General features: G+C 55.4%; 20 protein-coding genes. 19 read left to right on the forward strand and 1 reads right to left on the reverse strand.

Going from position 1 to position 21,296, the window contains the following annotated elements:
- From GIR22_RS26145 to GIR22_RS23555, 11 genes are all read left to right on the forward strand, one after another.
- Nucleotides 1-202: hypothetical protein (locus GIR22_RS26145; RefSeq protein ID WP_218581674.1), on the forward strand; the 202-nt coding region annotated here is incomplete at its 5' end.
- 161 nt (nt 203-363) lie between these two features.
- Nucleotides 364-1,836 carry an NAD-dependent succinate-semialdehyde dehydrogenase gene (locus tag GIR22_RS23510; protein WP_154745666.1) on the forward strand — a complete coding sequence of 491 codons (1,473 nt, stop codon included), beginning with the start codon at nt 364-366 and terminating at the stop codon, nt 1,834-1,836.
- A gap of 11 nt (nt 1,837-1,847) precedes the next feature.
- Complete coding sequence (locus GIR22_RS23515; protein WP_154745667.1) at nt 1,848-3,233, forward strand: aspartate aminotransferase family protein; 1,386 nt, start codon at nt 1,848-1,850, stop codon at nt 3,231-3,233.
- Nucleotides 3,234-3,836: 603 nt separating this feature from the next.
- On the forward strand, nt 3,837-5,204 hold the full coding sequence (locus GIR22_RS23520) for a CapA family protein (RefSeq protein ID WP_218581675.1): 1,368 nt from the start codon (nt 3,837-3,839) through the stop codon (nt 5,202-5,204).
- Between the two features lie 82 nt (nt 5,205-5,286).
- A complete protein-coding gene (locus tag GIR22_RS23525; RefSeq protein ID WP_154745668.1) occupies nt 5,287-6,336 on the forward strand; it encodes an ABC transporter ATP-binding protein in 1,050 nt (349 codons plus the stop codon).
- Complete coding sequence (locus tag GIR22_RS23530; protein WP_154745669.1) at nt 6,333-7,283, forward strand: ABC transporter ATP-binding protein; 951 nt, start codon at nt 6,333-6,335, stop codon at nt 7,281-7,283. Before GIR22_RS23525 ends, GIR22_RS23530 begins: the two co-directional genes overlap by 4 nt.
- A 4-nt stretch (nt 7,284-7,287) precedes the next feature.
- Entirely contained in the window at nt 7,288-8,238 is a 951-nt protein-coding gene (locus GIR22_RS23535; protein WP_154745670.1) for an ABC transporter permease, read from the forward strand.
- Entirely contained in the window at nt 8,235-9,182 is a 948-nt protein-coding gene (locus GIR22_RS23540; protein WP_154745671.1) for an ABC transporter permease, read from the forward strand. The genes GIR22_RS23535 and GIR22_RS23540 overlap by 4 nt, the downstream gene beginning before the upstream one ends.
- A 36-nt stretch (nt 9,183-9,218) precedes the next feature.
- Nucleotides 9,219-10,889 (forward strand): peptide ABC transporter substrate-binding protein, encoded by a 1,671-nt coding sequence (locus GIR22_RS23545; protein WP_154745672.1) that lies wholly within the window; start codon nt 9,219-9,221, stop codon nt 10,887-10,889.
- Between the two features lie 70 nt (nt 10,890-10,959).
- Nucleotides 10,960-11,916 (forward strand): D-2-hydroxyacid dehydrogenase family protein, encoded by a 957-nt coding sequence (locus GIR22_RS23550; protein ID WP_154745673.1) that lies wholly within the window; start codon nt 10,960-10,962, stop codon nt 11,914-11,916.
- 17 nt (nt 11,917-11,933) lie between these two features.
- The gene (locus GIR22_RS23555; protein ID WP_218581676.1) at nt 11,934-13,130 is read left to right on the forward strand and encodes an MFS transporter; all 1,197 of its coding nucleotides are present in this window, start codon (nt 11,934-11,936) and stop codon (nt 13,128-13,130) included.
- A gap of 11 nt (nt 13,131-13,141) precedes the next feature.
- Here GIR22_RS23555 and GIR22_RS23560 read toward each other — a convergent pair whose 3' ends face one another.
- Nucleotides 13,142-14,050: a LysR substrate-binding domain-containing protein gene (locus tag GIR22_RS23560; protein ID WP_154745675.1), complete on the reverse strand. Its 909-nt coding sequence runs from the start codon at nt 14,048-14,050 to the stop codon at nt 13,142-13,144.
- A gap of 133 nt (nt 14,051-14,183) precedes the next feature.
- Between GIR22_RS23560 and GIR22_RS23565 the strand changes: the two genes are divergently transcribed.
- The 8 genes from GIR22_RS23565 (at nt 14,184) to GIR22_RS23600 (ending at nt 21,291) form a co-directional block, all read left to right on the forward strand.
- A complete protein-coding gene (locus GIR22_RS23565) occupies nt 14,184-14,348 on the forward strand; it encodes a rubredoxin (protein WP_154745695.1) in 165 nt (54 codons plus the stop codon).
- A complete protein-coding gene (locus GIR22_RS23570; RefSeq protein WP_178122441.1) occupies nt 14,348-15,520 on the forward strand; it encodes an NAD(P)/FAD-dependent oxidoreductase in 1,173 nt (390 codons plus the stop codon). The genes GIR22_RS23565 and GIR22_RS23570 overlap by 1 nt, the downstream gene beginning before the upstream one ends.
- 33 nt (nt 15,521-15,553) lie before the next feature.
- A complete protein-coding gene (locus GIR22_RS23575; protein WP_154745677.1) occupies nt 15,554-16,303 on the forward strand; it encodes a hypothetical protein in 750 nt (249 codons plus the stop codon).
- Entirely contained in the window at nt 16,300-17,031 is a 732-nt protein-coding gene (locus tag GIR22_RS23580) for a transporter substrate-binding domain-containing protein (protein WP_154745678.1), read from the forward strand. The genes GIR22_RS23575 and GIR22_RS23580 overlap by 4 nt, the downstream gene beginning before the upstream one ends.
- A 391-nt stretch (nt 17,032-17,422) precedes the next feature.
- On the forward strand, nt 17,423-18,166 hold the full coding sequence (locus GIR22_RS23585; protein WP_154745679.1) for an oligogalacturonate-specific porin KdgM family protein: 744 nt from the start codon (nt 17,423-17,425) through the stop codon (nt 18,164-18,166).
- Between the two features lie 225 nt (nt 18,167-18,391).
- Complete coding sequence (locus GIR22_RS23590; RefSeq protein WP_154745680.1) at nt 18,392-19,648, forward strand: gallate dioxygenase; 1,257 nt, start codon at nt 18,392-18,394, stop codon at nt 19,646-19,648.
- A gap of 192 nt (nt 19,649-19,840) precedes the next feature.
- Complete coding sequence (gene galB, locus GIR22_RS23595; RefSeq protein WP_154745681.1) at nt 19,841-20,581, forward strand: 4-oxalmesaconate hydratase; 741 nt, start codon at nt 19,841-19,843, stop codon at nt 20,579-20,581.
- Nucleotides 20,578-21,291, forward strand: coding sequence for a 4-carboxy-4-hydroxy-2-oxoadipate aldolase/oxaloacetate decarboxylase (locus GIR22_RS23600; RefSeq protein WP_154745682.1), 714 nt, complete (start codon nt 20,578-20,580; stop codon nt 21,289-21,291). The genes galB and GIR22_RS23600 overlap by 4 nt, the downstream gene beginning before the upstream one ends.
- The last annotated feature ends 5 nt before the right edge of the window (nt 21,292-21,296 follow it).

Here is a 21,296-nt window from a genome sequence, read left to right on the forward strand (position 1 = left end):
CGACTGCTGCGCAGCCGATCGCAGGCTGCGCCAGCGGCTACAGGAGATCGGCTCGGTCTTTGTAGCCGCTGTCGAGGCACGAGGCTGCGATAAGGGCCGCAGGACCTTCAACAATTTCAAGGCCCAGACGACTGTTGCGCAGCCGATCGCAGGCTGCGCCAGCGGCTACAGGAGATCGGCAGCGGCTACACCTCCATCGTGAGTGCCCCCACAGTTGTCCATCTGCGGTCCCTCAACAGCAAAAATCACTGACTCACTGCCTCCCATTCAGAAAAAACCACCTGCCACACCCTGCCAAACGCCAAATCCTCGCTGCCCGGCTACCCTAGGATGGTTCCACGCCAAAGGTTTGGAGCGAACCCCATGACATACAAACACCCATTGCTATTCAAGGCCCTGTGCTACGTCGACGGCCATTGGGTCCACAGCGACAGCGGCCACAGCGTCGCGGTGCATAACCCGGGCAACCAGCAATTGATTGGTCATGTACCCCTGCTCGACCAACCGCAAATCACCGCCGCAGTCGACGCCGCACACCGCGCCTTTGCCAACTGGCGCAAACAGAGCCTCGACGCCCGCGCCACGATCCTGCGACGCTGGGCAAGCTTGATCCTCGAACACCAGGAAGACCTGGCCCGGATTCTCAGCCAGGAACAAGGCAAACCCTTGGCTGAGTCCCGTGGCGAAATCGCCTATGCCGCCAGTTTCATCCCCTGGTTCGCCGAGGAAGCCCGGCGCCTGTATGGCCAGAACATTCCCAGCCACATCCCTGGCGCCCATCTGGGCACGCTCAAGGAGCCCGTGGGCGTCTGCGCGCTGCTGACGCCTTGGAACTTCCCTTCGGCCATGATCACCCGCAAAGCCGCCGCCGCGTTGGCCGCCGGTTGCACGGTGGTGATCAAACCGGCCCATGAAACCCCTTATTCAGCCCTGGCCCTGGCGCAACTGGCCGAAGAGGCAGGCTTTCCGGCGGGGGTGTTCAACGTCGTGTTGGGTGAACCGCAGATGGCCATGCAAACCCTGGTGCAGGACAGCCGCGTACGCTCCGTCAGCTTCACCGGCTCCACCCGGGTCGGCAAGCTGGTGCTGCAAGCGGCGGCCCGGGACGTGAAAAAGGTTGCACTGGAACTGGGCGGCAATGCGCCGTTTATTGTCTGCGCCGATGCTGACCTGGAGCTGGCGGTGAAAGTCGCCGTGGAGGCTAAATTCCAGACCTCCGGCCAGGACTGCTGCGCGGCCAACCGAATCATGGTTGAGCGTTCGATTTATCCGGCCTTTCTCAGCCGCTTTGCCGCCGCAGTGCGGGAACTGCGGGTCGGCCCGGCGCTGCTCGGTGAGCAGGAGCAAGACGTCGACGTCGGCCCGCTGATGCACCAGGCCTCCTTCGATGTGACCGCCGAGCGCGTAGCCGACGCCTTGCACCTGGGCGCCCAACGTCTGGTGGGTGGCGAGGCCCATGCCTTGGGCGGCCTGTTCTACCAGCCCACGGTGTTGGCCGATGTCACGCCACAGATGCGCATCTACCGCGAGGAAAACTTTGCCCCGATCGCCGGGGTGATGCCGTTCGACAGCATCGAGCAGGCCATCGAACTGGCCAACGACACCGAATACGGCCTGGCGGCCTATATTTGTTCCAACCGCCTGGACCTGATCTACCCGCTGATCCGCCGCCTTGATCACGCGATGGTGGCCGTCAACGGCGTCAAATTCACCGGCCATCCGATTCCCTTCGGCGGCATGAAAGCCTCGGGCCTGGGCCGTGAAGGCGGCACCGAAGGCTTCGACGCCTTTGTTGAAACCAAATACTTTTGCCTGCACCACCAAGGCCAGTTCTAAGGAGACCCACCATGAGCCACGACCTCGAAACCCTGTTCGAACAAGACCGCGCGCACTTCATGCACCCGTCGACCCACGCCCATGATCACGCCAGCGGGGCACTCAAGGGGCGCATCATCAAAAGTGCTTCCGGCATTCGTATCCGCGACCACGAAGGTCGCGAGTTCATCGACGCCTTCGCCGGGCTGTACTGCGTCAACATCGGCTACGGCCGCACTGAAGTCGCCGATGCCATCTACAAACAAGCCAAGGAGCTGGCCTACTACCACACCTACGTCGGCCACTCGAGCGAAGCCATCATCGAACTGTCCAGCCGCATCATGGACTGGGCACCCGAAGGCATGAAAAAGGTCTACTACGGCCTGTCCGGCTCCGACGCCAATGAAACCCAGATCAAACTGGTGCGCTACTACAACAACGTCCTCGGCCGCCCGCAGAAAAAGAAAATTATCTCCCGCGACCGTGGCTACCACGGCTCAGGCATCATGACCGGCAGCCTCACGGGCCTTGCCGCGTTCCACCAACATTTCGACCTGCCCGAGCAAGGCATCAAACATACCGTCTGCCCTCACTGGTACCGCAAGGCCCCGGCCGGTATGGATGAAGCGAGCTTCGTGCGCCACTGCGCCGATGAACTGGAAAAAATGATCCTCGCCGAAGGCCCTGACACCGTCGCAGCCTTCATCGGCGAACCGTTGATGGGCACCGGCGGCATCATCGTTCCTCCGGCGGGCTACTGGGCGGCAATCCAGGCCGTGCTGAATAAATACGACGTGTTGTTGATCGCCGACGAAGTGGTCTGCGCTTTCGGTCGCCTGGGCTCGAAAATGGGCAGCCAGCGCTACGGCATGCGCCCGGACCTGATCACCACCGCCAAAGGCCTGACCAGCGCTTATGCACCTTTGTCTGCGGTGATCATTGGCGAAAAAGTCTGGAGCGTGATCGAAAAAGCCTCCACCGCCGAAGGCGCCATGGGCCACGGCTGGACCTATTCCGGGCACCCGATCTGCGCGGCGGCGGCCCTGGCCAACCTCGACATCCTCGAGCGGGAAAACCTCACCGCCAATGCCGACCAAGTCGGCAACTACCTCAACCGCCGCCTGCGCGAAACCCTCGAAGGTCACCCATTGGTAGGCGAAGTGCGCGGCGACGGCATGCTCGCCGCCGTCGAGTTCATGGCCGACCGCGAACAGCGCACCCCGTTCGACGCGGCCTTGAAAGTCGGCCCGAAAGTCTCCGCCGCCTGCCTGGAACGCGGCATGATCGCCCGGGCCATGCCCCACGGCGACATCCTCGGCTTCGCCCCGCCGCTGATACTGACCGAGGCAGAGGCAGACCTGATCGTCGACATCACTAAAGATGCGGTCGATCAGGTGGCGAGTGAAGTGCTGGGCTGAGTAATTGCTTTTCAGTGCAGGAATGGGTTTGCCGGCGATAGTGGGGGGGCTATCATCGACTGACCCATCGCTATCGCCGGCAAAAAAGCGGTCTCTCACGACGTCCCGGGCAACACAGAAGCAAGAACGCCTGTGAACGGTGGCCTCTAACAAACCGACCATTTTTTGCGCGATATTGAATATCTCCCTTCCTTTTTGGAAAGGCTTTTCTGTCAACACAATCAAGTCTGATTGTGACCCTCTACAAATCGATCCGCCCTCTCACTCCAGTCGACTCCCTTCCTGTGGCAGCTGCCAAAATACCTATTCACCCACGCATGGGTATTGCCAGTGCGTTGTCCTGACTTTCGTGGCAATAACACGCTACTCCGGCTCGATCGGCCACCTTTCGAGGTACGATCCGTTGTATACCTTTATGGCATAACTGTAAGGCCGCTAGGCCGTCTGGTGATGGGTGGGTTTGCTGTTTAGAGTGGTTGCTACAGACGGGTGTCCTACCCCTCCCTAGACCTATCAGCGACAGCAGGCGGAGTGCGGGGAAATCCTGCGCAGACTCGGGCCGAAGCGGTATTCGAGTTGTCCGTCCTCAACGGAGTAATAAAAGTGAAGAAAGGCGATTGGCGGGTATCTTTGGCTGGCGAATGCATGGTGAGTCGCCGGTTCTCCATGCATGACGAGCCGGAATTCATTGAAATGTGGAAGTTGATGCAGGATTGCGATGTGTCCTATGGGCACCTCGAAATGAATTTTGCAAATCCTGAAGAATTGAAATGGCCAGCGCGTGGTCAGGGAATCGGATCATTCATGATGTCCGATCCGGAAGTCGCCAGCGATCTAAAATGGGCTGGGTTCGACATCATGTCGACAGCTCATAACCACACTTTCGATTTCGGGGCCGAGGGACTTGTTGCCACGAAGAAGCATATGCGGGAGGCGGGTATCGTCACCGCTGGCTCAGGTACCGATTTGGAGCGTGCCACGGAGCCGGGTTATGTAGAAACCAAAAGTGGCCGCGTTTCGCTGGTTTCCACTTCATCAGGCAACCAACACTTCATGTGGGCCAACCACGCCAAGGGTTCTCTGATGGCGCGGCCAGGGGTGAATCCGCAGCGTCTGAAATTTGAATTTGTGGTCGATCCAGTGACCATGAAGAATCTCAAGGATTTTGCCAGCAAGTTCGGGATAGTCAAAAAGCCAAAGCATGGGCCGGAGGGTGCATTCGGTTTCCTGATCCCCGCCGCACAGCAGTGGGGTGATCCGGAATGCTTCATCGAAGGTGATGAATGCAAGATCATCTCAAAATGTGATGAGCGTGATCTTGCACGGAATATGCGGGCGATCGAGGAAGCCAAATGCATGTCCGACCTAGTCATCGTGGCTCATCACTTTTCCGTTTCTGATGGCCCCCGAGGCGACACACCGCCCCGTTTTGTCGAAGAGTTCGCTCATGCGGCCATTGATGGCGGCGCGGATATCTATGTCGGGCACGGCTGGCACCGCACCCTCGGTATTGAGATCTACAAGGGTAAGCCGATTGTTTATGGCATCGGCAATTTCTGGGCGAATTCGGAATTTCTGCAGCGTGTGCCTTATGACAGCTATGACGCATGGGGTCATGATGTGGACAAGCTTTACACATTGCACCCTGCACTTCACCCGCTGCATCCGGGCCTGGATACCTCTGACGAAACCTGGTGGGGCTCCTGCCTGCTCAAGGTCGAGATGACCGACGGCAAGCTGAGCAAGTTATACCTGCACCCGGTTGAAATGGGTCGGGAGTCAATCTCCGGCGCACCCTTGCATCGCCGCACAGGCAATGGAGAACACCCACTGACTGAAGGGCGTCCGATGCTGGCCAAAGGCGAAAACGCGGTACGCATACTTAAACGATATAAGGAACTGTCAGAGCCTTACGGCACGCGCATCGAAATCCTCGACGGTGTAGGAGTCATCGACGTTTCCAAACACTAGTGTAACTGCCTCGAATCCTGAGAGCGCCCAAGGGTTCGGGGCATTGGCCATTGAAATGCCCGAGTATCGAAGGATAAAAACAATGTTACCTGCATCTGGCAACTTACCCTCGTTGGCGAATATACCCTCTTTACAATCTGCAAATACTGGCGGAACTGTAGCTGCGGCCACTAAAAAAACACTGCTGATGGTGAAAGATTTATATGTTTCCTTTCCCACTAAAGGCGCAGAAAAAGCCACGGTTGTGAACGGCCTGAGCTATGAAATCAGCGAGGGCGAAACGTTAGGTGTGGTCGGCGAGTCTGGCTGTGGCAAGACGATGACATCGCTCTCTCTGATGGGGCTCGTGCCAGGAAGAGGGGAGGTGACCGGGGAGATCAACTTCAATGGCCGCAACCTTCTGGAGCAAACCGAAAAACAATGGCGGGAAGTGCGTGGTCGTGACCTCGCAATGATCTTCCAAGAGCCGATGTCGGCGATGAACCCCGTGATGACGGTGGGTCAGCAGATCGCAGAGGTGCTTCAGGTACACGAAGGGCTAAGCAAGCGCTCAGGCGTTGACCGTGCTGTGGAGCTCCTCACGGCTGTTGGTATCCCTTCACCACTGCGTCGTGCGAGAGACTATCCGCATCAGTTGTCAGGAGGGATGCGTCAACGCGCAATGATTGCCATGGCGCTGGCGTGTCGGCCGAAGCTACTGGTCGCAGATGAACCGACCACCGCACTGGATGTAACCATTCAGGCGCAGATACTTGATTTGATCCTTGAACTTCAAGAAGACACGGGCATGGCGGTGCAGTTCATCACGCACAACCTTGCGGTGGTGTCTGAACTCGCACATCGCATCCTGGTGATGTATGCAGGGCGAGGCGTCGAATACGCAACCTCCGAACAAATTTTTGATAATCCGCTCCATCCCTATACCCGTGGCCTGATCGAGACCCTGCCGGACCCGGATAAAAAGGTCGAGCGGCTTCACGTGATCCAGGGAAGCCTGCGTGTCCAGTCAAGGCAGGGTTGTCGGTTCGCACCGCGTTGTACGTTAGCGACTGACGAGTGCCGGGTTATCGAACCGCCGATGCTTGAGGTTGAACCCAACCATTATGTCGCCTGCCTGAAGGTTGCCCCATGAAGCCACTTCTCGAAATCGACAGCGTCAGTGTTCAATTCAAGATGCGCGGTCAAATGTTCAAACAAGGACCGACCCTCCGGGCCTTGGATAATGTCAGCCTGACGCTCAACCGGGGTGAAACACTGGCCATCGTCGGTGAGAGCGGCTCGGGTAAAAGCACCCTTGGTTACGCGGTTGCAGGTCTGCGGCCACCAACCTCCGGTTCGATCAGGATCACCCCGCAAAGGGAACGCAAGGATGGGCGCGATCCCGTCCAGGTCATTTTTCAAGACCCGTTCTCTGCGCTCGACCCACGAATGACCGTCGAGGATATCGTCGGTGAGCCGTTACGCTTGAGCGAGATTGCAATCGCCCGTGGCGAACGCCGCGAGCTTGTGGCCGATGTTCTCGAACAGGTAGGTATGCCGTCCGATGCGGTCAGCCGCTACCCGCACCAGTTCTCGGGCGGCCAACGGCAGCGCATCGCCATTGCGCGAGCACTGATCGGCGACCCGGAATTGATTGTTTGCGATGAGCCACTCTCAGCGCTTGATGTGTCGATTCAGTCGAAGATTCTTAACCTGCTGGACGACATTCGTACCGAGCACGGGATCAGTTATTTCTTCATCAGTCACGACTTCGGTGTCGTGCGTCATCTTGCTGATCGTGTGGCCGTGCTCTATCTGGGGCAGATCATGGAAGTGGCGTCTGCGGACGATATTTTTGCTTCTCCGAGTCATCCCTATACCCAAGCGCTATTTGAAGCGGTGCCGCGCATTGGTCGGGGCCGGCGCGTGAGAGGCCAGGTACTCAAAGGTGAAATACCAACGCCACTGAACCCGCCTTCAGGATGTGTTTTTCACACCCGCTGTCCACGTGCCACGTTGTTGTGTTCGACCGAGCGTCCCAAGCTCGAGCCGGCACCCGGTCGGGCCGATCAGCTTGCTGCTTGTCACTATAAGGATTGAACAGATGCTTAAGTACTCCATTTCACGTCTCGCACAGGCCGTGCTGGTTGTATGCGTCATGTCCTTCATTTTGTTTGTGGTCATCGGCCTGATGCCTGGCGACCCGCTGGAGGCCATGTTCGAAGGCAACCCGTCAATGACCCCTGAACTCATGGCGCAGATGCGCGAACTTTATGGGGTTGATCAGCCACTGGTAGTGCGCTACGGAAACTGGGTTGCTGCTGCAGTGCAGGGCGACCTGGGCTATTCCAGTCTCTACTTTCGTCCGGTATTTGCCGTGCTTCTACCCGCCATGCTTCAGACGGCGAAACTGCTTGGCCTGACGCTATTGTTCTCCGTGCCTCTGGCGATGATTCTCGGTACGCTCGCCGCACGCAAACCGAACGGATTTATCGACTCGGTGATCGGGGTGTTTTCTTTTGCCGCGATTTCGCTGCCTAACTTCTGGGTAGCCCTTCTACTGATCATCCTTTTTTCTGTGAATCTTGGATGGTTTCCGGCTTCGGGCACTCCGTTGAGCAATGACGTGTCCTTCTGGGTCAAGCTGCAGCATATGGTCTTGCCCGTCACTGTGATGGTGATGTTTCACGTGGGGCCGTTGATCCGCTATGTACGAGCGTCAATGATCGAGACACTCTCGGCTGATTTCGTCCGTACCGCCCGCGCCAAGGGATTAACAGAAAAAGCGGTGTTGGTACGGCACGCTTTGCGCAATGCGTTGATACCTATGGTGACCGCGCTGGCATTGGGTTTTGGTCATCTGTTCTCCGGCGCCCTGGTGATTGAAACCATCTTTGGCATGTTCGGTATGGGCAAGATGATTTTTGACGCCATTAGCAATGTCGACTTCAACCTTGCGCTTATTGGCCTGCTTCTGGCGATCATTGTTGTACTCATTTCAAACTTCATCGCTGATCTTGCGTATGCCGTTCTTGATCCGAGAATCACATTATGACTACTTTGACCGACGCTCCAATTATTCAACGGGCGGCACTTCCTCCGGCACAGACTATCTGGCGTTTGCGATTTGACAAGTTTCGTAACCACCGCCTGGCAACGTATTCGTTAGCCGTGTTGGGGCTACTTATTTTCATGTGCCTCATGGCTTGGCCGCTGAGCCAGTACCTCGGTATCGATCCGAACAGGACCAACCTGCTGGCTCGCTTTCAAGGCTCTTCGGCACAGCACTGGCTGGGTACGGATGGCTTGGGAAGAGATGTGCTGATCCGCCTGTTATACGGTGGCCAGGTGTCCATCGCCGTGGGGCTTGTGGCGACCGGCTTGATGTCGATCCTGGGTATCGCCATCGGGGCATTGGCGGGCTTTTTAGGTGGCCGTGTAGACAGCGTTCTTATGCGTATAACGGACGTACTCGTGGCACTTCCTATCATCCCACTTCTGATCGTGCTGGGTTCTATTGACCTTACGAAGCTGGGGCTGACGGAAGAGGCGGCCAATTCTCCTCTCTTCATCTTCCTGCGAATGGTGATCTTCATTGCTTTGGTCGACTGGCCGACGATGGCCCGGATCGCCCGTGCGGGTACGATCCAGATGCGTGACCGTGATTATGTTCGCGCAGCAACTGTCAGCGGAGCAGGGCGCTTCTACAACGTCTTCATACATGTACTGCCCAATATCTCTACTCAGCTCATTGTTGCAGCAACGCTGACGGTGGGGCGCATCATCTTGCTTGAATCCACGCTTAGCTTTCTCGGTTTCGGGATCGTTCCACCCACGTCGACCTGGGGCAATATGCTGACTAATGCCCAAGAGCTCATTACATCAGCGCCACTGCTGGCGGTTTATCCTGGTCTTTTGATTTTTGTCACGGTGATGTCCGTCAACTTTGTTGGTGACGGTGTGCGGTACGCTTTTGATCCGAGAGCAGAAAAGGAGTGAAAAACTTCTTAATTACAATAATAAAGGAAACTCTTAATGAACACATTTTTAGCGTTGGCGGTAATGAGCGTCATGGGTATTACAGTGTCGGCAAGTACACACGTGTACGCACAGCCCGATAAAAAACAGCTCGTGGTCGGCCAGTTGCAATTCCTGACTAACTTTCATCCCCTCATTCAAGTGAATAACACCAAGCGCTTGCAGATAAACTATGGCCTGCTTCCGCTCACCGCGTTTAATTGGAATGCCGACAACGAGTGCATCCTGTGTGAGGAAGTACCCACGCTCGAAAATGGACTGGCAAAGATCGTTGCCAATGCCGATGGCACTCAAGGCATGCGCGTACAGTTTGCGCTCAAGAAGAACTTGGCATGGGGTGACGGCAAGCCGGTCACTTCAAAGGATGTGGCGTTTACGCTCAAGATGGCCAACGATCCGAATATCGGCTTTTCCGAGTTCAATCCGTGGGTGAGAGCCAAGAGTATCGAAATCGTGGATGAGCGTACGTTCGTATTGATCCTTCCTAAAGTGACACCCGGTTTTGCGTCCTGGGACCAGATCCTCCCGGAGCATTTGGAAGGTCCGATCTATTCCGCGAATGGCACCAGCGAAAGCTACGTGAAACAAACCCTCTACAACACGGATCCGACCAACCCAGGTCTGTGGAATGGCCCGTTCGTACTCTCTGAATACCGCACGGGAACCCGAATAACCTGGACACCCAACGCCTATTGGCCAGGTGAAAAACCAAAGCTGGAAAAAATTACGCTGACTTATCGTAATAACTCTTCGGCGTTAATACAGAACCTGCTCTCCGGTGAGATTGATGCTGTACCGGTAAGCCCTGGTGGTATCAGCTTTGGTCAGATGCTCGATGTACGCAAGCAACGCGCTGATCTAAACTTTCAGACTACCGCGGGCACCAACCTAGAGCGAATCGCGCTCAATCTCGATAACCCGATTATCGCTGACGTAAGGGTTCGCAAGGCGTTGTTGATGGGAATAAACCGTGAAGCAATCACCCAAGCGCTCTTCGATGGGCAGCAGACGGTTGCGCACAGTCTTCTGTCAGACACCAACCCGCTTTTCAACCAAGCCATTCCCCGCCATGGGCACGATTCAGACGCTGCGATGAAGTTGTTGTCAGACGCAGGCTGGAGCCCGGCCAAGGATGGTATCTGTACAAATAAGAAAGGCGACCGTCTGGCCATTGATTTAACCACCACTGCGGGCAATCAGACCCGCGAGCAGATTGCACTGGTGATCCAGGATCAGCTCAAGCAAATATGCATTGAGGTTAAACCCCGATTTCTGCCCCTTCAAAAGTACAACGGTGAAGTGTCTCGGCACCGCGAGTTTACCGGCATGATCATGTCTTCAATTCGTTTTTCGCCTTCAACTTCACCACGTATTGCACTTGGCTCGGATCGAATTCCCTCCGAGGGTAACAGCTGGGTCGGTAATAATTTCTCCGGCTATTCGAGTGCCAAGATGGACGGTGCGCTGGATAAATTTCAGTCTGCATTGTCGGCCGAAGAGAAAAAATCTGCATGGGCTGATATTCAGGCGACCTTTGCTGAAGACCTTCCGATGCTACCGCTTTATTTTTATTCGGAAGCCTATGTAACCGTGCCAGGGCTAAAAGGGTTTGAGCAGAACACCTTCGACCCGCTGATGATCTGGTCGAAAAACTGGTATCGCGAGTAAACCGAGACAGCAATCGCAGGTATAGGCGGGCCCTTCGGTGCCCGTCCTTCGCTCTTTCAAGGAAACTCACATGAAGATTGCCCTGCTTGATGATTATCTGGGCCTCGCTGCCACGCTTGTAGATTGGTCTCCAGTCACATCCCGCGCCACTTTAGAGGTCATTGATCGTCCCTTACCGGATGTAGAAACTGCCGCCGCTGCACTGGCAGGCTATGACATTCTGTGTACCTTACGCGAGCGAACCTCTTTCCCTGGAGAGTTGATCAAGAAACTTCCCAAGCTGCGCTACCTCTGCGTAACCGGCAAACGCTATGACACGGTCGATGTCGCGACCGCTGCGATGCAGGGGGTGGTGGTTTCAAATACGCCTGTGTCTGGCGCTGGCGCGGGAGCAGTGGCCGAACTGACGTGGGGGCTTATTCTCTCCCTCGCGCGTAACATCGCCTTTGAGGACCGTCACATGCGCCAAGGGGAATGGCAGCATGGCGCAGGTTACACACTGCGCGGCAAGACGCTTGGTGTGGTCGGCCTTGGCGGACTGGGGCGCGATGTCGCCCGGATCGGGCAAGCCTTCGGTATGCAGGTCCAGGCCTGGTCGCCTAACCTCACCGACGCGCGCGCCGAGGAGGCCGGAGTTACCCGCGTCTCCAAACACGATCTGTTTGCCACCTCCGATGTGGTCAGTTTGCACCTTGCGTTGGCCGACTCCACGCGTGGGATCGTGGACAAGGCCGCGATTGATGCAATGAAGCCCTCGGCATGGTTGGTGAACACCGCACGTGCTTGCCTGCTGGACGAACATGCGTTGATTGATGCACTCAAGCAAGAGCGGATTCAAGGTGCGGGGCTCGATGTTTATTCCGTCGAGCCGCTGCCTGAAGATCACATCCTGCGCAGCCTCCCGAATGTAGTGCTCACTCCGCACCTGGGCTATTTCACGCAGGAAATGCTGACGGCTTACTACACATATGCGGTTGAGAACATCACCGCTTTTCTGGATGGAAAGCCGATCAGGGTAGTGTCTTAAGAATGCGAGGGGAGGGGTTGCCCGCACCGCTTCGTGTACTGTTTCATGGGCAGTTCGGTTTGTTTGTAGGTGGAAATACCCTCACTTTAACCGGCACATGGATGCAGCGGATTGCCTCTGGCTGGCTGGTGTGGCACTGGACTGGCTCGGTTTTCTGGCTTGGCATGCTGGCGGTTGGCGATTTATTACCCGTGGTTGTCATTGGGCCTTTGGCGGGGGTTGCGGCAGATCGTTGGGACCGGCTCAAACAGAACAAGATAGCTCAGGTCTTGTCTGCCTTTTTAGCTCTGGCATTAGCTGTGCTGTTGTTGTTTGACCGGCTCAATATCACTAGTCTTTTGATTCTTGCCACCTTGCAAGGCACGTTAGTTGCCGCAGTCCAACCTGCGCGTCTGGCAATGATCCAGGAAATGGTTCCTCGCGAAGATATGAGTGCTGCCGTAGCGATCAACTCGGTAAATGTGAATCTTGCGCGGCTGTTAGGGCCAGCCGTTGCAGGGTTGATGATAGTTTATCTCGATATCATCTGGGTTTTTGTGCTCAACGCACTCTTCACTCTGTTATTCGTGGTTATTCTCGGTCAGTTAAAGCTCGTTCCTCGCGTCATTCACCCGACGCAGAGTAATTTCCTGACCCTCATGCGCGAGGGCTTCACGTATGCACTGCGTACGCCCGCCATGAGGGTTGTTCTATGCGCACTGCTTGTAGGTGGGATTGCGGTACGTTCCATGCTTGAACTTCTTCCCGCTGTAGCGGCGCAGACGTTTCTGGATACAACCACTGGCCTTGCTGTTCTCACAGGAGCAGCAGCAGTGGGAGCAATAGTCTCAGGGCTAACGGCGCGTAGTGGACAGTCGCTGAACTCAATTCTTTTATGGTGGGCGCTGGGAGCCATTGCTGCCTGTGCCCTTACATCTGCCCCTTATGCATTCCTTGCTGTTGCTGCTGCCACTATCCTGGGCGCATCGATCACTCGAGGCATGGTAGGCACTCAAACCATTGTTCAACTCGCTACCCCCGACGCGCTGCGCGGGCGGGTGCTTAGCATCCATGGCCTGATTGCTCGTGGTAGCCCTGCGCTTGGCGCGCTGCCTATTGGCTATGCTGCCGACATTATTGGGCTACCGTCGACGGTTATGGTGGCGTCGAGTCTGCTCCTGGTCATTACCGCGGCGCTATTAATAGGAGGGCGAAGTGTGCAGTTGCATCTGTAACACTCAGTTGCTCAGGGCTTGAGTATATTCATGCACAGGTCGTGCAATAGTCGGAATGCCGCATCATGAAGTCGGTTGTTGAGCCGGCGTGCACGCAGCACAATCTGGACTTTAAGTCCTATTTCCGGCTCGACAATTTTACGCAAACGCATCCCTTGATCTGCCGTTCCCACTGTCCGCAGTGAGCGCAATGTGGCCACGGTTTTTCCTTTCCCAGCACGCACCTGAACAAATGTCGTGTCGAGGGAATCAATTTCGCTGTCCAAAAGCAACTTGCGTCCATTGCGAGACAACGCATTTTCAAGCAGTTCGCGGACACGGTTCGGTCGGCTGGTAATGATTAAAGAGTGTTCAGCCAGTTCGGATAGCGGGATATCTGGCCCTATCTCATTTTCTGCTTTTCCCGGCAATTGTTCATAAAGATGAAGCTTTTCTTCAAACAGTTCATGGGTCTCTAACATTGGTGAGTTAGGGGCATCAAATAGTACGGCCATATCGACTCGCCCAGACAGGATCCATTCCTGAATCTGGGTGGAACGGCCGTTGAGAATGTGCACTTTAGCTTCCGGAAGTTGCGCAGACAGTGTGCTGATCAGTTTCGTCGCGATCGCTGCAGACAATGAACTGGGCATTCCGATTGCCAACGACCCCTCTCTTCCCAGACGCGCATTTTCCATGTCTTCGCTTGCTCGTTCGAAGACCTGCAAAATCGTACGCGCATGGTTTAAAAGCCGCTCTCCCGCCAGGGTCGGGGTCACGCCACGTCCGTTACGTACGAGCAGACGTTGTTTGAGTTCTATCTCAAGCCCGGTTATCTGGCGGCTAAGTGCGGGTTGTGCAATATGCAAAAAAACCGCCGCACGGCTGATGCTGCCCTTCTCAACAACGTTAACGAAATAATTAAGTTGACGAATATCCATCCATTAACTCCCCATGCTGTTTTGTTATATCTGTTAGGTGGGTATCGCTCATTGTAATAGGTTTCACTGCTATGTACATTCAAATACACCCAGCGAGGAGACTAGCTAAATGCCTGACGCGATAGATTTCCCCATGCGTGTATGGGAATGCATTCTCTGCGGTTGGCGCTATGACGAGGCACAGGGTGATCCAGATGGCAGCATTGCCGCGGGTACCCGCTGGGAAGACATTCCTCAGGACTGGTCTTGCCCTGAATGCGCCGCGCAGAAATCCGATTTCGAGATGGTGGTTATTTAATGGATACCTTTGGTGCATACCCTCAGTCGGTCGTGATCGTTGGAGCCTCTCATGCAGGGGTCGCTGCTGCGACGGAGCTGCGCAATGCCGGTTACGAAAGCGAGATTATTCTCGTCGGCGAGGAGGAGGGCATGCCCTATCACCGGCCGCATCTCTCGAAAGACTGTCTTGCCGGGGAAATGCCGGCACCCAAGCCGATCCGGCCTGAAAGTTTCTATGACGAGCGCATGATCACTTTGCGTCTTGGCACATGCGTTACCGGTATAGATCGCCGGGCGAAAACGCTTTTCCTGGCCGAAGGTGGCAGGCTTTCCTATGGCGTCCTGATCCTTGCAACGGGTGCGAGCGCTCGTAGTTTGCCCGCTGTCCTTCAGGGGGCTGAAAGAGCCGCTATCTTGCGCGACAAAAGCGATTGGGAGGCCCTTTCGAACGCCCTCCTTGATAAAGCTTCTCTAGCGGTTATCGGGGGCGGCTTGATTGGGCTCGAAGTGGCTGCCGCCGCTCGAGAAAGAGGGTTGTCCGTGACCGTAGTCGAGGCCGCTCCGAGGCTCATGATGCGAACCCTCTATCCAGAGATCGCTGCCTACGTACTGGGCGAGCATCGTCACAAAGGTATCGATATTCGCCTGGGTGTAACCGTCGCCGGAGTGACAGAACAAGGCCTGACCCTGGGCGATGGTTCAAAGGTCGATGCCGATCTGGTGCTCTCCTCTGTTGGTAGTGAGCCGCGCACGGATCTTGCCACTGCAGCGGGCCTGCCATGTAGCAACGGGGTCGACACCGATGCCTGCGGACGAACTGCCGATCCGTCGATTTTTGCCATCGGGGACTGCGCCCATTGGGACCATCAAGGCGCATCCACTCGTCACGAGAGCGTTGCCGCGACACAGTTCCAGGCGCGAGCTATTGCGGCGGCGCTCACCGGTAAGTCGGCCCCTGTGCAAATACCGTTTCGCCTGTGGTCGTTCCAGGGAAAGCTGCGCCTGCAGATGAGCGGTCAGGTGCTGCCGGATGCCGAAACCCGGATCGAACAGTTGGAGGAAAACAGCTTCCTCCTTCGAGCTTTTCAAGACGGCAATCTGATCGCCATACAGGCGTTAAACGCCCCGCGTTCCTTCATCGCCGCAATAGGGGAATTGGAGTCGGGCCTGACAGACCGCATGACGGCATAACGCCTGCCGCCGCTACCAATCCTGGAGAGAGATATGCAAGCTATTCATTATGCAGAGAAAGAACCTGATCGTTTTAAGCGGGGACGTGGTTGGAAGGTGAATCTCTTTGGCCAGAACTCCGATGTTCCTGCCAAGGACCTGCAGGCGTTTCGTATAGACATGAGTGCAAACATGCAACTCGACGGCCACTTCCATATCGTCGATCAGTTTCAGATATTCATCGCCGGTAGCGGTACGATTGGTCGCCACAATGCCTCTATGGTCACGGCTCACTATGCCGATCACCACACTGGCTACGGACCATTGATCGCAGGTGATCAAGGTATGTCTTATCTAACGTTGCGCTCGAAGACGGATGCCGGACTTGTAAAACTTTCGACGCCCAACGTGCGGGAGCAACTCAAACCTACGAAGCGTCGCCACCGCGTGTCCTCTCACGTAGTTCTGTCAATTCCGCCGGTTTTGGCCCATATCGAAGCACCGATCATCCACACCGTCATGGAGGAAAAAGACGGCGATGATGGGATGACCGTTAAGGTCGTTCGCCTTGGGGCGAATATGGAGACATCAGCCCCGGCCCCTGCAAACACGGGTGGTTATTACATCATCGTAATGAATGGCTCGATTGTGCATCAGGGCGATGCATACGAGCCCTGGTCACTGCTCTGGGTCTGCCACGACGATGAGGCGCCGATGCTCAGGTCAGGAGAAAAAGGTGCCGAAGTGATGATCTCCGTTTTTCCGTACTGGGATGAGTGGATGCGAAACCTGGGGGAAGAATGAGACGGGTCACTGATCAATTACGCCGCAACTTCGCCCCTACGGGCACCCTGCGGGTGGCACTCAATCATGGCAACCGCGTTCTGGTTTCACGCGATGAGGCAGGGCGTGCGAAAGGTATCACCGTTGATATTGCCCATGCACTGGCCGAAAGGCTGGAGTTGCCGCTCACCTTTGTGGAAAAGGAGCGTGCTATCGATGTTTCATCGATCGCTTCGCACGATATCTATGACATCTGTTTCCTTGCCGTCGATCTTGAGCGGGCCCGGACGATCGACTTTTCCCAGCCGTATATCCGCATCGAGGGAAGTTACCTTGTTGCCCCGCTTTGTGGAACGACAGATGCCAGGACGCTGGTATCAGAAGGGCATAAGGTCGGTACGGTCGAGGGCAGCGCTTATACGCTAGATCTATCGCGCAAGGCGGGGGCGGAAAACCTGGTGCTCTATCCCGATATCGATACTGCGCTCAAGTGCATGGACCGGGATGAGGTAGCCGCAATTGCCGGGATCAGGAATGTAATGGAAGTACAAGCCTGCATGCGCAAGGGTGCGCGTGTCGTTGAACCTCCGTTCATGGAAATCCTTCAGGCCATCGGTACGCCTGTTGGCCGTTCGGAAGCGGCGCAATACCTCACCGAGTTCGTCACCGACATGGCTCGTTCCGGGCGGACTGGGGAAATTCTCGAGCACCACGGAATCTCTGCTAGTTGCGTGGTGGGACCAACTTGAAGTTGTTGTAATACTTCAGCCAGGCAATATCATCTTCTAATGAAGGGTTGATAAGTGCGGTTGTTCATCTCTTACGGTTGATCAAGCTTTATGTCTGCCTGTAACACAATTTCGTTCTGGGATAGACAGCCTGTTGGGGTTTTTGTGTCTTGAATAAGGCAGGCTATTTACCCTTTTTCTTATTTTAACTATCAATAGGCTTGGTGGTGGGTCGGCGCATTAATTATTCATGTCAGTGATCTGGCGGGAGTAGTTGTGCGTAAAAAGCGGTAATTAAACAAGAAGAGGTGAGGGCTGAGGTGCCAAACGACAAAAGTAAGCTGTGTTGATTTTGCGATTTCGAAGCTCGGAAACAAAACACTAACATCAAAATAAAAATAAGGAATTTATTGTGCGTAGCTACAAAAACAATTCATATGTTAGGCCGGTCAGGTTGTTGCTTTCCGTTATGTTGGTCGTGCCCGCGCTGGTACATGCATCCGAAACGAGCATTGCGTTCAGGTATGAACGAAGCTTCAAAGAAAATAAGTACTATCAGCCAGAAATGGAGCTTGCCCATAAATTTGATAACGGCCTGGCAGTTAATGCTCTTCAAAAGCGCCGGGAGACCGAGTCGACGAAGGACCGTGGATACCGAATCCAGGAAACAACAGTGGGTGTGGCCTACGGCTTTCCATTAGGCGGTAACAAGAACTTAACGTTGACGCCGAAGCTTGAATATCAATGGAAGAGCCACAAGGAAATAGTCCGACCTTCGCTAAAGCTCTATTATAAAATAGATAGCACGTGGGGGGTGGGGGCTCGTTATCGTTATGAGTACCAGTCTTATAATGGTAGTGGCGAAAATAAGTCGCGCGTTAGCCGTTATGACCTGTATGTGGATTACAATGTTACCGATAAGCTCAAGCTGAGTTATGATCCGAGCTACCATAACGTGTCCGGAACCACGGGTGGCACTTTTCATACGGATGAATATTATAAGTTTGAGCATTGGTTGGGTGCCAGCTACAAGGTTAATGCTGGAAACACTGTCGGTATCATCTATAAGTGGAAGGAAAAGAATAGCGAGACGTCAAAATGGAATCCGGATGATCATGACACTCTCGTTCAAGTGTCTTACGTTCATAGGTTTTAGCTGTTAGCACTTTCGATAAGTTGATTATATGCCGAGGTCGTGTTGCCCTGAGCTGTTTCATGGGCAGTATTTAAGTGTTTCCGACGGTATTGTGATTGGGGCCTAGGTTCATCCCCTGCTCTAGAGCAAATTCTTCAATAGGCCGATATCGGGCGAAACGCTTGGTTGTTGATGGGGCCGTTCGCGGTCCTACTTTAGATAGGCATTTGTTCTGGAGACGTATACATGGCACGCATCATTGGCGGTATTGCCGTATCACACACGCCCACCATCGGCTTCGCGGTCGACCATGATAAACAGAGCGAAGCTGCCTGGGCGCCGATCTTCGCCAGTTTTGAGCCGATCAAAAACTGGCTTGAGCAGAACAAGCCGGACGTGCTGTTCTACATTTTCAATGACCATGTGACATCATTTTTTTTCGACCACTATTCAGCCTTCGCTCTGGGCGTCGATGACCATTACGACGTTGCTGATGAAGGCGGCGGCAAGCGCGACTTGCCGGCCATTGGTGGGCACGCAGCGCTGTCGCGACATATTGGCCAAAGCCTGATGGCCGACGAGTTCGACATGGCTTTCTTCCGCGACAAGCCGATCGACCATGGGCTGTTCTCGCCTATGTCAGCCTTGATGTCTTTCCAGGACGGTTGGCCGGTGCAGATAGTGCCTTTGCAGGTTGGGGTGCTGCAATTCCCTATTCCCAGTGCGCGGCGTTGTTACAAACTCGGTCAAGCTCTGCGACGGGCCATCGAAAGCTTTCCAGAAGACTTGAGCGTAGCCATCGTCGCAACGGGCGGCGTCTCGCATCAGGTACATGGCGAACGTTGTGGCTTCAACAATCCCGAGTGGGACGCACAGTTCCTGGACATGTTCGTGAATGACCCCGAGCGCCTCACCGACATCACCCAGGCCGAATATGCGACCTTGGGTGGCATGGAAGGCTCGGAAGTGATCACCTGGCTGATCATGCGTGGGGCGCTTTGCGCCAATGTGGTCAAGTTGCATCAGGATTATTACCTGCCGTCCATGACCGGTATTGCGACCTTGTTGCTGCAGAACCAGGCACAGGACGTTTCTGTGACAGCCCTGGAGCGGCACCGTCAGCACATGGGCCAGCAACTGGCTGGAATCGAATTATTGGAAGGTACCTACCCGTTTGATCTGGAACGAAGCCACAAAGGCTACCGCTTGAACCGCTTCCTTCATCAATTGATAAAACCGACTTGGCGTCAGCGTTTTCTTGATGCCCCTGAGCTGCTGTTTGAAGAGCATGAGTTGACGATTGAGGAGCGTCGGCTGGTAACCGAGCGGGATTGGCAGGGGCTGATTCGCTATGGTGCGATCTTCTTTTTGTTGGAAAAGCTGGGTGCGGTGGTGGGCGTGTCGAACCTGCATATCTATTCGGCGATGAAAGGGATGACGCTTGAAGCGTTTCAACAAACCCGTAATCAACAAGTGACGTATTCAGTGGCTGGAAAACGTTAAACCGTTGGGCCTGTCAGTGAGCAAGCGGGTCTCAAATCAAAGCCGGGATCACGCGCCAACAGGAATCATAGGTCGAGAAGCATGGCCGCAGATCAGGCTGATAAACAAAAAGTATGCCCCCCTCAGCTGAACGCATTATTCCAGCGATTGCCCGCGTGACAGCATGGCTGCATCAATAAGTAGGAGTTATGTATGAACCACATCCCTGCAAAAACCGCCCTTGTGGTCAGTGCCCACTCCGCCGACTTCGTCTGGCGCGCCGGGGGCGCCATCGCTCTGCACGCTGCCCAAGGTTACAACGTACATATCGTTTGCCTGTCGTTCGGTGAGCGCGGTGAATCGGCCAAGCTATGGCGCAAGGGTGCCGAGATGACCGAATCCAAGGTCAAGGCCGCACGCCGTGAAGAAGCCCAGGCCGCTGCCGATATCCTCGGCGCCACTATTGAGTTTTTTGACATCGGCGACTACCCAATGCGTGCAGACAAAGAAACACTCTTTCGTCTCGCTGATGTGTTCCGTCGAGTGCAGCCCGAATTTGTCCTCAGTCACTCACTGAAAGACCCCTACAACTACGATCACCCGCTCGCCGTCCACCTGGCTCAAGAAGCCCGAATCATCGCTCAAGCGGAAGGTTACAAGCCTGGCGAGAAGATTGTCGGCGCGCCACCGGTGTACAGCTTTGAGCCGCACCAGCCTGAGCAGTGCGATTGGAAACCCGACGTATTGCTGGATATCACCGAGGTCTGGGACAAAAAGTATGCGGCGATTCAATGCATGGCTGGCCAAGAGCATCTGTGGGAGTACTACACCCGCGTAGCTCTGCAGCGTGGCGTCCAGGCGAAGCGCAACATTGGCATTACGGCGAAGAAAGACATCATTTACGGTGAGGGTTATCAGAGCATCTTCCCACGGGTTACGGAGAATCTGGGATGAGCATCGTAGGAAAAACCGGCATTGTCGTGCGCAACATTCCCCGTGCCGACTCAGCCTTGATCGACGAACTGGATCGCTTCGGCGTTGCGACCGTACATGAGGCCCAGGGTCGCAAAGGCTTGTTGGACTCTGCCATTCGCCCGATCCAGCAGAACCAGAGCATCAGCGGAACGGCGGTGACTGTGTTGGTCGCGCCGGGCGACAACTGGATGTTTCACGTGGCAGTCGAACAATGCCAGCCCGACGATATTCTGGTGGTCGCCACATCGTCGCCCTGTACCGATGGCTACTTCGGCGACTTGCTCGCCACCTCATTGATGGCCCGGGGGGTACGCGCCCTGATCATTGATGCCGGGGTGCGCGACACTCGAACGCTGCGGGACATGGGCTTCAAGGTATGGTCACGGGCAGTTCATGCCCAGGGCACGGTCAAGGAAACCCTGGGTTCAGTCAACGTGCCCATCATCTGCGCCGGCCAATGGGTCGAGCCGGGTGATGTGGTGGTGGCTGACGATGACGGCGTGGTCATTGTCCGTCGCGAAGAGCTGCCCGAGGTGGTTGGAACGAGCCGCAAACGCGCTCAAATCGAAGAGCAGAAACGTGTGCGCCTGGCAGTCGGCGAATTGGGCCTGGATATCTACGAGATGCGTCAGAAACTCGTCGACCGGGGCCTGACCTATTACGACAGCCTCGCTGACCTGGAAGGATGACCTGC

The organism is Pseudomonas karstica (genome assembly GCF_009707515.1).
GTDB lineage: Bacteria > Pseudomonadota > Gammaproteobacteria > Pseudomonadales > Pseudomonadaceae > Aquipseudomonas > Aquipseudomonas karstica.

Coding starts and splice junctions, on each gene's coding strand:
- GIR22_RS23525 (WP_154745668.1), top strand. CDS start 5,287: ATGTTACCTGCATCTGGCAACTTACCCTCGTTGGCGAATATACCCTCT.
- GIR22_RS23570 (WP_178122441.1), top strand. CDS start 14,348: ATGGATACCTTTGGTGCATACCCTCAGTCGGTCGTGATCGTTGGAGCC.
- GIR22_RS23545 (WP_154745672.1), top strand. CDS start 9,219: ATGAACACATTTTTAGCGTTGGCGGTAATGAGCGTCATGGGTATTACA.
- GIR22_RS23560 (WP_154745675.1), bottom strand. CDS start 14,050: ATGGATATTCGTCAACTTAATTATTTCGTTAACGTTGTTGAGAAGGGC.
- GIR22_RS23565 (WP_154745695.1), top strand. CDS start 14,184: ATGCGTGTATGGGAATGCATTCTCTGCGGTTGGCGCTATGACGAGGCA.
- GIR22_RS23535 (WP_154745670.1), top strand. CDS start 7,288: ATGCTTAAGTACTCCATTTCACGTCTCGCACAGGCCGTGCTGGTTGTA.
- GIR22_RS23600 (WP_154745682.1), top strand. CDS start 20,578: ATGAGCATCGTAGGAAAAACCGGCATTGTCGTGCGCAACATTCCCCGT.
- GIR22_RS23590 (WP_154745680.1), top strand. CDS start 18,392: ATGGCACGCATCATTGGCGGTATTGCCGTATCACACACGCCCACCATC.
- GIR22_RS23575 (WP_154745677.1), top strand. CDS start 15,554: ATGCAAGCTATTCATTATGCAGAGAAAGAACCTGATCGTTTTAAGCGG.
- GIR22_RS23530 (WP_154745669.1), top strand. CDS start 6,333: ATGAAGCCACTTCTCGAAATCGACAGCGTCAGTGTTCAATTCAAGATG.
- galB (WP_154745681.1), top strand. CDS start 19,841: ATGAACCACATCCCTGCAAAAACCGCCCTTGTGGTCAGTGCCCACTCC.
- GIR22_RS23540 (WP_154745671.1), top strand. CDS start 8,235: ATGACTACTTTGACCGACGCTCCAATTATTCAACGGGCGGCACTTCCT.
- GIR22_RS23510 (WP_154745666.1), top strand. CDS start 364: ATGACATACAAACACCCATTGCTATTCAAGGCCCTGTGCTACGTCGAC.
- GIR22_RS23580 (WP_154745678.1), top strand. CDS start 16,300: ATGAGACGGGTCACTGATCAATTACGCCGCAACTTCGCCCCTACGGGC.
- GIR22_RS23550 (WP_154745673.1), top strand. CDS start 10,960: ATGAAGATTGCCCTGCTTGATGATTATCTGGGCCTCGCTGCCACGCTT.
- GIR22_RS23515 (WP_154745667.1), top strand. CDS start 1,848: ATGAGCCACGACCTCGAAACCCTGTTCGAACAAGACCGCGCGCACTTC.